We start from the raw sequence: 13436 nt of genomic DNA on the forward strand, positions 1-13436 counted from the left end.
GCCGGGGTCCGAGACGCGGCCCGGTGGGCGGGGCTATGGACGGGCTCCGTTCCCCGGCCCTGTGCCTGCGGACTGGGCCGGGGCGGTATGGGGACGGGGCTCTGGTGGCGGTCTCGCGCTCTCGTGGATTGGGGCCTGGGCAGCGGGTTCGTTGCTCGGTTCTCGGTCGGGCCGTGGGCAAGCCCCGTGTCCACGGACGGGGGGTTGGGCGCGGGGCGGGGGACGAGCTCCGGGTTCGGTCTCGCGGCCGTGGACGGGGAGCCGGGCAGTGGGCTCGTCGCTGGTGTGTCCGTCCCGGCCGTGCGCGGGGTTCCGTTCTGGCGGGCTGCGGGCTGCGGGCCGCAGTGCGGGCGGGGGATGGCTCCGGTACGGCCCGGGGTTCCCCGCGGACGCGAGCCGGGCAGCCGGCCCGCCGCCCGGGTGCAGGTCGGCCGCGGGCGCAGCCCCGTTCCCCCGGACCGGGGCGGACATCGGTGAGTACTGCCGGCGCGGGCCGGGGGACGTGCCGGCTCCGGGCGCGGTTCGGCGTTCGCGCCTGTCCGGGCTCGGGCCGGGGAGCCGTCGCCGACCGCCCCCGGCACTCGCGCGGTCGGCCTGCCCGGGGAGGGCGACGGGGACCGCCGGACGGCCTAGGGTGGGCGGCGTGAGTGACGATCGCCGTGTGGCCCCGCTGGCCGTGTTCGACCTGGACAACACCCTCGCCGACACCGCGCACCGGCAGCGGTTCCTGGAGCGCAGGCCGCGGGACTGGGACGGGTTCTTCTCGGCGGCGCCCCAGGACCCGCCCCTCCCGGAGGGCATCGCGCTGGTCAAGGAGAGCGCGCGGGAGTGCGAGATCGTCTACCTCACCGGGCGGCCCGAGCGTTGCCGGCGCGACACGCTCGACTGGCTCGCCGCGCAGGGACTGCCCCAGGGGCGGGTGTACATGCGGCGCGACGCCGACCGCAGGCCCGCCCGGTTCACGAAGCTGGAGATCCTGCGGCGGCTCGCCCGCACACGCGAGATCCGCGTGCTCGTGGACGACGACGAAATGGTCTGCGAGGACGCCCGGCGGGCGGGCTTCACCGTCGTACGGGCCGACTGGGCGGCCAGGTCCGCCGAGCTGAAGGTGGCGCAGGAGCGGGAAGGACGCACCTGAGAGCACGCGTTGGCGGAGTGTTTACCTCCGCCGGGCATCTCCTTGCCGGGAACCAGGACGTACCTGCGCACTCGTGCGCGGACAGCGGACAACGGACATACGGGGGATGCCATGAAGGGAAGTCGTAGGGGCGCGCTCGCGGCAGTCGCGCTCGTCGGCGTCGTACTGCTCAGCGGCTGCGCGAAGCCCGACCGGAGCGAGATCGTCACCTGGACGGACGAACACGGCCGGGCCTGCACGGGTGTGGCGATCGTCGACTCCGAGGACGGCGACCGGGAGGTGAGCAGCATCGACTGCGACTACCCGCCGGAGGGCAGGCAGCCGGGCCGCTCCACCTCGGCACCCCTGCCGGGCTGAGCCGGACGGAAGCAGGGCGGCGGACTACTCGGACTCCTCCAGCCGGAACCCGACCTTCAGCCCCACCTGCCAGTGCGCGATCTGCCCGGCCTCGAGCTGCCCGCGCACCTGCGTCACCTCGAACCAGTCCAGGTTGCGCAGCGTCCGGGAAGCCCGGTCGATGCCGTTGCGGATGGCCTGGTCGACGCCGTCGGGGGAGGTGCCGACGATCTCCGTGACCCGGTAGGTGTGGTTCGACATGCCGCTGCTCCTCTTCAGTGACGGGTGTCACACGTCACTCCACCGTGCCCCACGCGGCGGCGAAGCGCGAGACGTCGTCTCCGCTCCGCCGCCGTCCAGGGGCACAGGGATGCCGCAGGTGTCAGCGCACCACGCTCAGCGACAGCGCGAACCGGCCCGCGCCGTCCGTCCACCAGTGGGCCAGGTCCAGCCCCGCCGCGGACAGTTCGCCACGCACTCCCTCCTGCCGGAACTTCGCCGACACCTCGGTGCGCAGTTCCTCACCCGCCGCGAAGTCCACGGCGAGGTCGAGCGCGGGCACCTTCACGGTCTGCGCGCTACGGGAGCGCAGTCGCATCTCGATCCACTCGTGCTCGGCGTCCCACAGCGCCACATGGTCGAACGCGGCCGGCTCGAAGTCGGCGCCGAGCTCGCGGTTGATCACGGTGAGCACGTTCTTGTTGAACGCGGCCGTCACCCCGGCCGCGTCGTCGTACGCCCGGACCAGCACCTGTTCGTCCTTGACCAGGTCCGTGCCCAGCAGCAGCGCGTCGCCCGGGGCGAGCAGGCCCCGCACGGACGCCAGGAACGCGGCGCGCTCGACGGGCAGCAGGTTTCCGATCGTGCCGCCGAGGAACGCCACCAGCCGCGGCCCCGGCGTCTCCGGCAGCGTCAGCTCCGCGGTGAAGTCGGCGATGAGCGCGTGCACGTCGAGTCCCGGCCGCTCGGCGGCGAGCGCCTGCCCGGCCTGGGTGAGGGCGCTCTCGCTGACGTCGACGGGGACGTAGGTGTGCAGGTCCGTCAGGGCGTCCAGCAGATGCCGCGTCTTCTCCGACGAGCCGGAGCCGAGCTCGACCAGGGTGCGGGCCCTGGTCGCCGCGGCGATGTCGCCGGAGCGCGCCACGAGGATCTCCCGTTCGGCGCGGGTGGGGTAGTACTCGGGCAGTTCGGTGATCTTCTCGAACAGGTCGCTGCCGTGCGCGTCGTAGAACCACTTAGGCGGCAGCGTCTTGGGACGACCGGTCAGACCCCGGTGGACGTCGGCGCGCAGCGCGGCGTCCGTGGCGTCGTCGGGCAGCGTGCGGGTGAGGTGGAACGGGCTCACGTACGGGGCTCCTTGGGTGATGCGGGCACGAAGGCGTCGGCCGGCTCCTTCAGCGGCGTGAGCAGCACGTCCGTGCGGCTCGCCGCGAGCAGCGTGCGGTCGGGCACCTCCTGCCAGTGCGGATCGTCGTCGTAGGGCTCCGAGGCCACGACGGTGCCGCCGCCGGGCCGGTCGAGATACCAGAGGGTGTCGCCCCAGGCGGTCGCGGTGATGGTGTCGCCGTCGGTGAGCAGGAGGTTGAGCCGGGAACCGGGCGCGGCGGCGGCGACCTCCAGGACCGTGTCGGCCAGCGCCTGGCCCTGCTCGTCGCCGCTCCTGAGCCGGGCCAGGACCAGGGCCCACACGAGCGCCGAGTCGTTGCGGGCCTCCAGCGACAGCAGGTCCTCCGGCGGCAGGGTGCGGGACACCGGTGCGAGCGAGCCGGGCCAGCCCTTGACCGCCCCGTTGTGGCTGAACAGCCAGGTCCCCGCGGCGAACGGCGCCGCCGCGGCCTCCGCGTCAGCGCCCGACAGGGTCGCGTCCCGCACCGCGGCGAGCAGTGCGGTGGACCGTACGACCCGGGCGAGATCGGCGAACGACAGGTCCGCCCAGACCGGCCCCGCCCGGCGGTAGCGGGCCGGCACCGGGTCGCCCTCGGCGTACCAGCCCACGCCGAAACCGTCGGCGTTGACCGTCCCGTACCGCTGTCGCCGGGGCGCCCATGACTGCCGGTACAGGCCGTGCGGGGGCTCCACGAGGAGGCCCCCGAGCGGCTCCGCCGGTCCCACGTACGCCACATGACGGCACATCAGACGTCCTCCGAGCGGGCCGTGCGGAACCCGGAGAAGATCTGCCGCCGGATCGGGTGGTCCCAGTTGCGGAACGTGCCCCGGCAGGCCACCGCGTCCACGGCGAACGAACCGCCGCGCAGCACCTTGTAGTCGGACCCGAAGAAGACCTCCGAGTACTCCTTGTACGGGAACGCCCTGAACCCCGGATACGGCAGGAAGTCGCTCGCCGTCCACTCCCACACGTCGCCGATCAACTGCCGTACGCCGAGCGGCGACTCGCCGGCCGGGTAGCTCCCGGCGGGCGCCGGACGCAGATGCCGCTGACCGAGGTTGGCGTGCTCGGGCCCCGGGTCGGCGTCGCCCCACGGGTAGCGCATGGAGCGGTCGCCGGCCGGGTCGTACCGGGCCGCCTTCTCCCACTCGGCCTCCGTGGGCAGCCGGCGTCCCGCCCAGCGGGCGTAGGCGTCGGCCTCGTACCAGCACACGTGCAGCACCGGCTCGTCCGGCGGGACGACCTCGGTGACGCCGAAGCGCCGCCGCAGCCATTGCCTGCCGTCCCGCCGCCAGAACAGCGGGGCCGTGAGGGAGTTCCGGCGGATGTGGGCCCAGCCGTCCGCCGTCCACCAGCGCGGGTCGTCGTAGCCGCCGTCCTCGATGAACGCCTGGTACGCGCCGTTCGTCACCGGCGTGGTGTCGATCCGGAAGGGCGCCACCTCGCGCCGGTGCGCGGGCCGTTCGTTGTCCAGGGCCCACGGCTCGTCGGAGGTGCCCATCGTGAACGGGCCGCCCGGGACGAGGACTTCGGACGGGCCGGTGTACAGCGGCACCGGCTCCGGGTCGGGCGCTGTCAGCGCCTGCGGGCCCCGGCGCAGCTGATGGGTGATCAGCATGGTCTCGTCGTGCTGCTGTTCGTGCTGCGCGATCATCCCGAAGGCGAACCCGGCCTCGGTCAGCCGTGTCCCGTGGAACGCGGCCTTCTCCAGCACGTCCAGGGCGCGGCCGCGCACATCGGCCGCGTACGTGCGTGCCTCGGCGGGCGACAGCAGGGGCAGCTTCGGCCGCTCGGCCCGCGGATGCTCGAACGCGTCGTAGAGGCCGTCGATCTCGGGCCGTATCGCCTCGTGCCCGGCGACGGCCCGCAGCAGCCACTGCTCCTCCTGGTTGCCGATGTGCGCCAGGTCCCACACGAGCGGCGACATCAGCGGCGAGTGCTGCGCGGTCAGGTCGGGGTCCTCGACACAGCTCGTCAGCAGGGTGGTGCGGTCGCGGGCGACGACCAGCGAGGCGACCGCGCGCTCGCGCAGGACCTCGGGGTCGGTGGTGCCGGTGTCGACGGCGGGGCTGGTGTCGGTCATGGGCGCGGGTCCTTCCCGTGGGCGCGACCGTCCGTGCCGCGCTGTCGGTCGAGCAGGTCGTCCGCGGGGCACCGGCCCAGGACGACATAGCGGTCCAGATAGGCCGTGACGGCCTCGACGACCTCGGGCGCGGCGCCGAGCCGGGGCAGGGCGTCCAGCGCGGCCGTGAAGCACGTGACGGCCACCTCGCGCAGTTCGGCGTCGGCCAGACCGCTGCGGGCCGCGTCGACCCACAGCGGGTTGTGCGGCGCGGGCAGCCCGAGTGTGCGCTCCGCCAGCGGCTTCACGGCCCGGTAGGCGGTCTCGGCGGCCTCCGGGTCGTCGAACAGCGCCGCCGTCACGGCCAGCGGCACGATCCAGCCGTCGTCACCCGGCTGCGCGTCGATCATGCGCAGTTCGAGGTGGCCGCGCGGCCTGACCGGCGGGAACAGCGTAGTGACGTGGTAGTCGAGGTCCTCCCGCGTGGGCGGCCGGGGGACGCCGGTGCGGATCCACTCGCGGAAGGTGAGCCCCTCCGGGACGTCCCAGGGCCCGCCGTCGCGCCGTACGCACATCACGGGGGAGTCCAGCACGTGCCGGGCCCAGGCGCCGCGCGGGTCGGCGTCCAGGGGCGGGCCGCCCGCCCGGCCGGCGCCGATGCGGGTCCACATCAGCTGCCGGGTGGACAGCCAGCCGGTCGGCCGGTGACCGGCGAGCGGGGAGTTGGCGAACACGGCCACCAGGACCGCGCCCAGGTGATGGGCCAGCCACCAGCGCCGCACATGGCCGAGGGGCCCGGGCTCCTCGTGGCCGGCGTCCACGCACACCTGCACGGAGGCCGAGGTGCACATCATGGCGCGGCCGGAGGGGCCGGTGCGGTCGAGGCAGGCCTCCATGGCGTCGTAGCGCGGTTCGCGCAGGAACCGGCGCGGTGCGTGCCAGGGATCGTGGCCGAGGCCGACCAGCGTGAGGCCGTTGTCGCGCAGGACCGCGCGGACGGCGTCGAGGTCGGCGGAGACGGTGGCGATGACTTCCGTCAGCGAGGCGGCGGGGGGCGAGCTCAGCTCCAGCTGGCCGCCGGGCTCCACGGTGAGCGCCGATTTCAGGGGCAGGGGCCGCAGTGCGGCGTAGGCCGCGTCGAGTCGTTCGGGTGTGACGGGGAGCTGCGGTGCGCGCAGTTCGTGGACGAGCCATTCCACCTCGACGCCGAGGCGGCGCGGCGGGCCGGTCTTGAAGCAGATGCCGCGCACCAGAGCGTCGACCTCGGCTTCGGACAGGGCGGTGTGTGGCTCGGTACAGCCACCCGCCGGGGCAGTGGACGCATCAGACATGTCGGGATCCTCCTGAGATTCCACCATGCCACCGGTCCGGGCTCTTCGGCGGCCCGGGCCGGGATCACTCGTCCCACCCAAGTCCCTCGTGTCGCTCGGCACAAGGGGGCGAACCGGGGCGTTCCGGCACGGTCATCCGGACCGGCCGGGCGTTTCCCGGCGCTTTCCCCGGTGTTCTCCGGTGGCGAAAACTCCGTTGCACCACACGGTCGGCATCACCCACGATGCCTGCGTGAGCACGACAAAACCGGCCGTTCGGCACGCGGTCACGGCGCACACGGGGGTGGCGCCGTGAGCGCGCGCCTGCGCGGTGTCGCACAGCAGACCGAGCAGATCGTGGCGGCGGGGGCCTACCGGGCACCGGACGGGCGCGAGGTGTCCATCGCGGCCGGACTCCGGGCGGCGCGCGAGGGCACGCGCATGTACGGCCCGGAACCGGTGCCGGTGTCCTCCACCCGGGTGACTCGGACGCTGGTCGAGGTCACGGGTGAGAGCAGCCTGGAGGCGGCCCGCCGGCTCGGCGGGAACGTGGCCGTGCTGAACTTCGCCTCGGCTCGCAACCCCGGCGGCGGATACCTCAACGGCGCCCAGGCCCAGGAAGAGGCCCTGTGCCGGGCCTCCGCGCTGTACACCTGCCTGCTCCGGGCCCGCGCGTTCTACGACCACCACCGGGCCCACCGCGACCCGTTCTACACGGACCGTGTCATCCACTCACCCGCCGTGCCCGTCTTCCGCGACGACCGGGGCCGCCTGCTGGACGAGCCGTACACCGCCGGCTTCCTGACCGCGGCGGCGCCCAACGCGGGCGTGGTGCACCGCACGGCACCCGAACGAGTCCCGGAACTGCCGACGGCCCTGGCCGTCCGCGCCGAACGGGTCCTGGAGACGGCCGCCGCCCACGGCTACCGGCGCCTGGTGCTGGGCGCCTGGGGATGCGGCGTCTTCCGCAACGACCCGGCGCAGGTCGCCGGGGCCTTCCGGGCGCTGCTGGAACCCGGCGGGCGCTTTGCGCAGGCCTTCGAGCACGTGGTGTTCGGGGTGCTGGACCGGACGCCGGGCGCCGCCGTGCGCGGCGCCTTCGAGGAGGCCTTCAGCTCCAGCCGTAGCGCTCCCGCAGCCGGTGCCTGACCAGGTTGAACCGCATACGGTCCAGGGCGCAGGCCTCCCGGCGCATGCCGTCCTCGTGCAGACGCAGGACCCGGTCCACGTCGACCCACGACTCGCGGTCCGACCGGTCCCACGGTCCGCTGCCGATCGGCACCCACTCCCGGTCCCCGTCGTGCCGCTTGCTGGACAACTGCACGGCGAGGAACGTCCCCGCCGGCTCGCGGGCGACCACGAGCACCGGGCGGTCCTTGCCGCGCCCGTCGTTCTCCTCGAAGGGCACCCACGTCCAGACGATCTCGCCGGGGTCGGGGTCGCCGTCGTGCGCGGGCGAGTACTCGGTGCGCACCCGGCCCACCTCGCGCGGATCGGCCTGGGTGGTGGCGGAGGGGCCGGAGCGGCCCGGGACGTTCTCATCGGTAAACGCGGTCACGCGGGCACCCTAGAGGCTGCTCCCACGCGCCCGGCCACCGACCGGTCGCCACGCGCAACCGCCCACGGTCGCTCAGGCGGCAGCGGAACGTTCCGTGACCGGCGGGGCGGGCCACTTCTCGTGCCAGCGCAGTTCCGCCTCCAACTGCGCGGCCACCTGCACCAGCAGCGGTTCGCTGTTCGCCGGGCCGAGCAGCTGGGCCCCGACGGGCAGACCGTCCGCCGTGAAACCGGCGGGCACGTTGACGCCCGGCCAGCCCAGCACGTTCCACGGCCAGGCGTACGGGCAGGCGGCGATCATCGCCCGGTCGGTGGCGAAACCGCTGAGTTCCAGCAGGGCGCCGATACGGGGCGGGGGAGCGGCGGTGGTGGGCGCGAGGACGACGTCGTACGAGGTGAAGAACTCGCCGATGCGGCGGTGCAGGACGGTCTCCGCCCGCCGGGCCGCCCGCAGCGGTGCCCCGCCGAGCAGCCGGCCCAGCCGGGCCGCGTCCCGGGTGCGCCGGTCCAGCAGCGCAGGGAAGGGCGCCTCGGCCACCCGCTCGGCGATCCCGGCCGTCGCGCGCGGCACGAAGGTCAGCCCGATCTGCCCGTACGGCGGGTCCGCCTCCTCGACGATGTGCCCCAGCTCCGCGAGCCGCTCGGCGAGTTCGACGATGCGGGTGCGCACCTGAGGCAGGAGCCGGGCGGGAACGGCTGTGAACGGCGGCTTGAGGGCGAGCGCGATGCGCAGCCGCCCGGGGTCGCGGCCGACGGCCGCCGACGCGTCCACGGCCGGGGGCCGGTGCGGGTCCAGCGGGTGGTTGCCGCTCGCCGCGTCCAGCAGCAGGGCCGCGTCGGCGACCGTACGGGCCAGGGTGCCGTTGACGGTGATGCCCTGGAAGGACTCGCCGCGCGGCCAGGTGGAGACGCGGCCGCGCTGCGGCTTGATGCCGACCAGATGGGTCCACGCGGCCGGGATCCGCACCGAGCCGGCGCCGTCCGAGCCGAGCGCGGCGGGCACCAGACCGGCGGCGACCGCGGCGGCCGAGCCGCCCGAGGAACCACCGGGCGTATGGGCCGTGCTCCACGGATTGCGGGTGGCGCCGAAGGCCGGCCCCTCGGTGAAGGGCCACTGCCCGAACTCGCAGGTGTTGGTCTTGCCGACGATCACGGCCCCGGCCGCGCGCAGCCGCCGTACCGCCTCACCGTCCTCGGCGACCGGCGGGAACTCCCCGCAGCAGCCGAAGGCGGTCGGCTCGCCGGCCACGTCCATGTCGTCCTTCACCGCCACGGGCACCCCGAGCAGCGGCCTCCGCACGCCCGCGGCCAGCTCCCGGTCGGCGGCCTCGGCCTCGGCGAGCGCCGCCTCGGCCCGGACGATCCGGAAGGCGTTGATGCTGCCCTGTGTCGCCTCGATGCGCGCCAGCGTCCGCTCGACGAGCGCCCGGGACGTCACGTCCCCGGCGGCCAGCGCACGGGCGGTCTCCGCCAGGCCTGCGGCTCGGTCGAACGTCATACGGACACCTCCGGAGGCAACCTCTCTACCGAACGGTAACGTCCGATGGCCGGCGGTGGAACGCCGACGGCAGGAGTGGAAATTCACCCACTGACCACATCTACCTCACTGGACTCATCCGCTCCTGTTCAAACCATTGACGCGTTCCTGCCCCGCCCTTACTTTCTGAGCCCCCACTTCTGATCGAGTTTCCGAACCTTGTTCGATATATCGATCATTGTGTCTCAGGGAGAGCCGCCCGTGACCGCACACCCCGTCGCCCCGTCCCGCCGTACGCTGCTGCGCGCCCTGGCCGCCCTGCCCGCCTCCGCGGTGCTGCTGGGCGAGGCGCCCGGACTGCTCGGCAGCGCTCTGGCCGCCGCACCGCCGAACGGCTCCGCCACCCGGTACACGATCGTGCCGTTCCTCAACAGCAACGACGGCACGGTCAACGTCTACCAGTCGGACGACGCCACCGACTTCCGGCTGCTGCGCTCCTCCGCCTACACGCCGCCGGCGGGCCGGATCCGCGACGCGAGCGTCATCAGACACACCGACGGCTACTACTACGTCACCTACACCACACGCACCTGGCAGGACACCAGCAGGACCATCGGCTTCGCCCGCAGCTCCGACCGCGTCAACTGGACGTTCCTGTACGACTACACCGTCCCCGTCGCGAACCTCTCCCGCGCCTGGGCCCCCGAGTGGTTCGTCGACAGCGACGGCAGCGTCAGCGTCATCGTGTCCTGCTCCACCACGAACGACGAGTGGATCTTCACGCCGTACCTGCTCCGGGCCGCCAACTCGGCGTTGACGGCGTGGACTTCACCTGTCGCGCTCTCCGGCATCGGCGCCAACCACATCGACACGTTCATCGTGAAGATCGGCTCGACTTACCACGCCTTCCCGAAGAACGAGACGACGAAGTACATCGAGTACGCCACCGCCTCGAACCTCACCGGCCCGTACACGATGCGCAGGACGGGCGACTGGGCGGGCTGGGGCAGCTACCGCGAGGGCCCGGCGCTGGTGCGGCTCGACAACGGCGGCTGGCGCATCTTCTTCGACGGCTACGGTGACGGCAGTTACTACTACAGCGACAGCTACGACACGTTCGCCACCTGGACGGCACCGGCCGCGCTCCCCGGGATCTCCGGCACGGCCCGGCACTTCACGGTCGTCAAGGAGACGGTCTCCGGTGGCCCGAGCCTCGCCCGGAACACCACCCGCTCCTTCCGGTCGGCCAACTACTCGACCCGCTACTGGCAACAGCAGTCCTCGCTCCTCAACCTGCCCGTGGTCAGCGGCTCCAGCAGCACCGCCGAGAAGCAGGCCGCCACCTTCACGGTCGTCGCCGGCCTGGCCGACGCGAGCGGCTACTCCTTCCGCGACGCGGCCGGCAACTACCTGCGCCACTGGGACTTCCGCGCCCGCTTCGACCCGAACGACGGCACGAGCACGTTCGCCAAGGACGCCACGTTCATCCTCCGGACCGGCGCGGCCTCGGGCTCCGTGCGCTTCGAGTCGTACAACTACCCCGGGTACTACCTGCGCCACTACGCCTACCAGCTCCGCGTGGAACGCCCGGACGGGACGGACCTGTTCCGCCAGGACAGTTCGTTCGTGCCGGTGGCTGCCTGGGCGTGACCTGCGCCGCTGCCGGCCTGGGCAATTGCGCTGGGAGTTGCGGAGTACTTCCTCCACTTCCCTGGCCTTCCCGGGAGTTCCCGGCCGAGTGTGCACTGATTGTGCTGGAGTAGCTGCCGTGGGCGGCGTTCCGGCTCCCCGTCCGCCATGGCGACGAGTTGGGTTCCGGCGGCGTCAGGCTCCGTCGGGGGCGGTGCCCTTGAGGAACTGTTCGACCTGATTGGCGACGCTCGGCTTCGCGGTCGAGGCGCGGGAGCCGGCACGCGTGGAACCCTCGTGTACTCCGAGGCCGCCGACCCAGTGGTAGCCGAACGTGGGGTCGTCGTCGATGCTCGGGCTGATCTGGATGTCGATCTGTTTGAGTTTCGCGGCAGATGCGGCGGCATAGATGACCGCTGTCACGCGACGCTGGGGGAAGAGGTTGTACTCCTCGATGACGTCGGAGGAGTGGATGTCGATGAAGGCCGCGTGCCCGTCGCGCCCTACTCGGACGTCGACATGCTGCGGGCGCCGGTCCAGGTCTATCTCGTGGTGCTTGGTGCCGCGGTTCTCGTACGTGACCTCGAAGCTGACGTACGTGAGCCCTTTGGCTTTGTCGTCGCGGCCCTGTCGCGGTGTGGCCTTCTTCAGGTTGTGCACACGCACTCGCAGTCCGGCGAGGGCGCCGGACTGGTACTCCTGCCAGTCGCCGATCACATTCGGTACGTCCAATGTTCCCACCCCTTGGTCTTCTGGCTGGTCAACGTACAACGCAGCCTCGGGCTGCCACGAGTGGGCCTGCTGGAGCAGTCCGGCGCGCGGGCCGCTCGATGGCGGTCGGGGGCGGCGGGGTGGAGTTCCCCCGTCGACGTCGCGCTGGCCGAGTTTGTGCCGCGGCTGCCGACCGGGCCGCGGTGGTGGTACGAGGTGGAGCTCGACGGTCACCGTTCGATGCGGCCCAGGCGCGGGCGGGTGAGACGGCGAGGCCCCGCCTGGGAAGATCCTGATGGGACCTCGGTGGGACATACTTTCCCCATGAGTTCACGCACTTCCCCGAGCAGTCGGCCGATCACGATACGGAGGGCCGTCGCGCGGGATGCCAAACGGCTCACGCGGCTCGTGCGCGGCTCAGGCGCCTACGAGGGTAAGTACGCAGCCGCAGTCGCGGGCTACCGGGTCGGCCCTGATTACATCGAGGCCCACCGCGCCTTCGTAGCCGTCGGCGCCGACGAGCATGGAGGCCGGGTCCTCGGGTTCTACTCGCTCGTCCTCGCTCCACCGGAACTCGATCTGCTGTTCGTCGCCGACGAAGCGCAAGGACAAGGTATTGGACGACTGCTCGTTGCGCACATGAAGTCCGAGGCCCGTGCCGCTGGGCTCGACCGTGTCAAGGTCGTGTCGCATCTTCCCGCCGAGGACTTCTACCACCGCGTCGGTGCAGTGCGGACCGGGACCGCGCTCGCGGGCCCGCCCGCCGTGCCGTGGGACCGTCCCGAATTCGAGTTTCGCATTCCTTCGGCATGACGTGGTGTGCCGGTACACAGAACACCATCGCAGCGATCTGCCCAGTTCGGCGCTTGGTGACCCTCGATCATGGGCTTCAGCCATCAGGAACCGGCGGTGAGCGGTCGATCTCGAGATGCCGAAGCAGGGCGGCAGAGATCAGATGTGCATCGGTCGCACATCGTGCACCCTGTGCGGGCGGGTCATACTTTCCGTGTGACAGGGCCGCGTGGAGATGTGCAGGTAGGTGGGGCGTCGGCTCGGCGCCCGCCGGGGCGTCCGCCCGTTCCGCTGGAGCGGATCCTCGCCACGGCGTTGGAGATCGTGGATGAGGAGGGCGCCGAGGCGCTGTCGATGCGGACCCTGGCTCAGCGTCTGGGGTCGGGGACGGCGACGCTCTACCGGCACTTCGGCAACCGCGCGGCGCTGATCGCCCAGGTGGTGGACCGTATGTTCGGGGCCGTCGAGATCGCGGCGGATGAGTTCGCCGCCATGGGCTGGGAACAGGCCTGCCGGACGATCGCGCACGCGATGTTCGACACGCTGCGCCGGCACCGGAACGCAGCCCGGCTGCTCGTGGAGCAGATCCCGATGGGCCCGCACGCCATGGTGCTGCGCGAACGCTGTATCGCGGTTCTGCTCGACAACGGTTTCCCGCCTCGGACGGCGGCACACGCCTATGCGACTCTGGCCCGCTACGTCCTGGGCTTCGCGGTCCAGCTAGAGGGGCACGGCAGCACGGGGCGGGACGACACGCAGGCGTCTGCTGTCTTCCGTGAGGTGGATCCTCTTCTCTTCCCCGCGACCGCAGCGGTCGCCCACTCCTTGCCGGTGCCGCTGGAGGACGAGTTCTCGTTCGGACTCGATCTCCTCGTGCGTGGTCTGGGGCAACTGCGGGACGGCGACTGACGGGAGTTGGAACGCCGGGGTGTGAAGGGACTTACGTCGCCGTCTTGTGGTGGTCGGCGTCCCCGGCGATGAGGCGCTCACCATTCACATCAACGCGCGGCGAGAGCCGCCGACTCAGTCGTCGGCAG

At 72.4% G+C, this 13436-nt stretch carries 14 protein-coding genes; 6 read left to right on the forward strand and 8 right to left on the reverse strand.

Annotation, left to right across the window (positions count from 1 at the left end; translation table 11 throughout):
• Positions 1 to 643 precede the first annotated feature (643 nt).
• Together ACH4G3_RS15110 and ACH4G3_RS15115 are read left to right on the forward strand one after the other, a co-directional pair.
• A complete protein-coding gene (locus ACH4G3_RS15110) occupies positions 644 to 1138 on the forward strand; it encodes a phosphatase domain-containing protein (RefSeq protein ID WP_397624865.1) in 495 nt (164 codons plus the stop codon).
• A 111-nt stretch (positions 1139 to 1249) separates the two neighbouring features.
• Positions 1250 to 1495 (forward strand): hypothetical protein, encoded by a 246-nt coding sequence (locus tag ACH4G3_RS15115; protein ID WP_397624866.1) that lies wholly within the window; start codon positions 1250 to 1252, stop codon positions 1493 to 1495.
• 24 nt (positions 1496 to 1519) lie between these two features.
• On the opposite strand, the gene ACH4G3_RS15120 is transcribed toward ACH4G3_RS15115, so the two are convergent.
• The 5 genes from ACH4G3_RS15120 to egtA form a co-directional block, all read right to left on the reverse strand.
• Entirely contained in the window at positions 1520 to 1735 is a 216-nt protein-coding gene (locus ACH4G3_RS15120; protein ID WP_397624867.1) for a dodecin, read from the reverse strand.
• Positions 1736 to 1856: 121 nt separating this feature from the next.
• On the reverse strand, positions 1857 to 2819 hold the full coding sequence (gene egtD, locus ACH4G3_RS15125) for an L-histidine N(alpha)-methyltransferase (protein WP_397624868.1): 963 nt from the start codon (positions 2817 to 2819) through the stop codon (positions 1857 to 1859).
• Entirely contained in the window at positions 2816 to 3607 is a 792-nt protein-coding gene (egtC, locus tag ACH4G3_RS15130; protein WP_397624869.1) for an ergothioneine biosynthesis protein EgtC, read from the reverse strand. Before egtC ends, egtD begins: the two co-directional genes overlap by 4 nt.
• On the reverse strand, positions 3607 to 4944 hold the full coding sequence (gene egtB, locus ACH4G3_RS15135) for an ergothioneine biosynthesis protein EgtB (protein WP_397624870.1): 1338 nt from the start codon (positions 4942 to 4944) through the stop codon (positions 3607 to 3609). The genes egtC and egtB overlap by 1 nt, the downstream gene beginning before the upstream one ends.
• Positions 4941 to 6254 (reverse strand): ergothioneine biosynthesis glutamate--cysteine ligase EgtA, encoded by a 1314-nt coding sequence (egtA, locus tag ACH4G3_RS15140; protein ID WP_397624871.1) that lies wholly within the window; start codon positions 6252 to 6254, stop codon positions 4941 to 4943. The genes egtB and egtA overlap by 4 nt, the downstream gene beginning before the upstream one ends.
• Positions 6255 to 6545: 291 nt before the next feature.
• On the opposite strand from egtA, the gene ACH4G3_RS15145 reads away from it, so the two are divergent.
• Complete coding sequence (locus ACH4G3_RS15145) at positions 6546 to 7382, forward strand: TIGR02452 family protein (RefSeq protein ID WP_397624872.1); 837 nt, start codon at positions 6546 to 6548, stop codon at positions 7380 to 7382.
• Here ACH4G3_RS15145 and ACH4G3_RS15150 read toward each other — a convergent pair.
• Together ACH4G3_RS15150 and ACH4G3_RS15155 are read right to left on the reverse strand one after the other, a co-directional pair.
• A complete protein-coding gene (locus tag ACH4G3_RS15150; protein WP_397624873.1) occupies positions 7345 to 7791 on the reverse strand; it encodes a type II toxin-antitoxin system PemK/MazF family toxin in 447 nt (148 codons plus the stop codon). The two genes, ACH4G3_RS15145 and ACH4G3_RS15150, sit on opposite strands and share 38 nt — an antisense overlap.
• A gap of 72 nt (positions 7792 to 7863) precedes the next feature.
• Complete coding sequence (locus ACH4G3_RS15155; RefSeq protein WP_397624874.1) at positions 7864 to 9288, reverse strand: amidase; 1425 nt, start codon at positions 9286 to 9288, stop codon at positions 7864 to 7866.
• Between the two features lie 240 nt (positions 9289 to 9528).
• Here ACH4G3_RS15155 and ACH4G3_RS15160 point away from each other — a divergent pair, with 240 nt between their 5' ends.
• Complete coding sequence (locus tag ACH4G3_RS15160) at positions 9529 to 10917, forward strand: glycoside hydrolase family 43 protein (protein ID WP_397624875.1); 1389 nt, start codon at positions 9529 to 9531, stop codon at positions 10915 to 10917.
• A 174-nt stretch (positions 10918 to 11091) separates the two neighbouring features.
• On the opposite strand, the gene ACH4G3_RS15165 is transcribed toward ACH4G3_RS15160, so the two are convergent.
• Positions 11092 to 11628, reverse strand: coding sequence for a hypothetical protein (locus ACH4G3_RS15165; RefSeq protein WP_397624876.1), 537 nt, complete (start codon positions 11626 to 11628; stop codon positions 11092 to 11094).
• Positions 11629 to 11931: 303 nt separating this feature from the next.
• Here ACH4G3_RS15165 and ACH4G3_RS15170 point away from each other — a divergent pair, with 303 nt between their 5' ends.
• Entirely contained in the window at positions 11932 to 12420 is a 489-nt protein-coding gene (locus tag ACH4G3_RS15170; protein WP_397624877.1) for a GNAT family N-acetyltransferase, read from the forward strand.
• 270 nt (positions 12421 to 12690) lie between these two features.
• Positions 12691 to 13308: a TetR/AcrR family transcriptional regulator C-terminal domain-containing protein gene (locus ACH4G3_RS15175; protein WP_397625489.1), complete on the forward strand. Its 618-nt coding sequence runs from the start codon at positions 12691 to 12693 to the stop codon at positions 13306 to 13308.
• Positions 13309 to 13436 lie beyond the last annotated feature (128 nt).

It is taken from the genome of Streptomyces afghaniensis (assembly GCF_044327915.1).
Lineage (GTDB): Bacteria > Actinomycetota > Actinomycetes > Streptomycetales > Streptomycetaceae > Streptomyces > Streptomyces afghaniensis.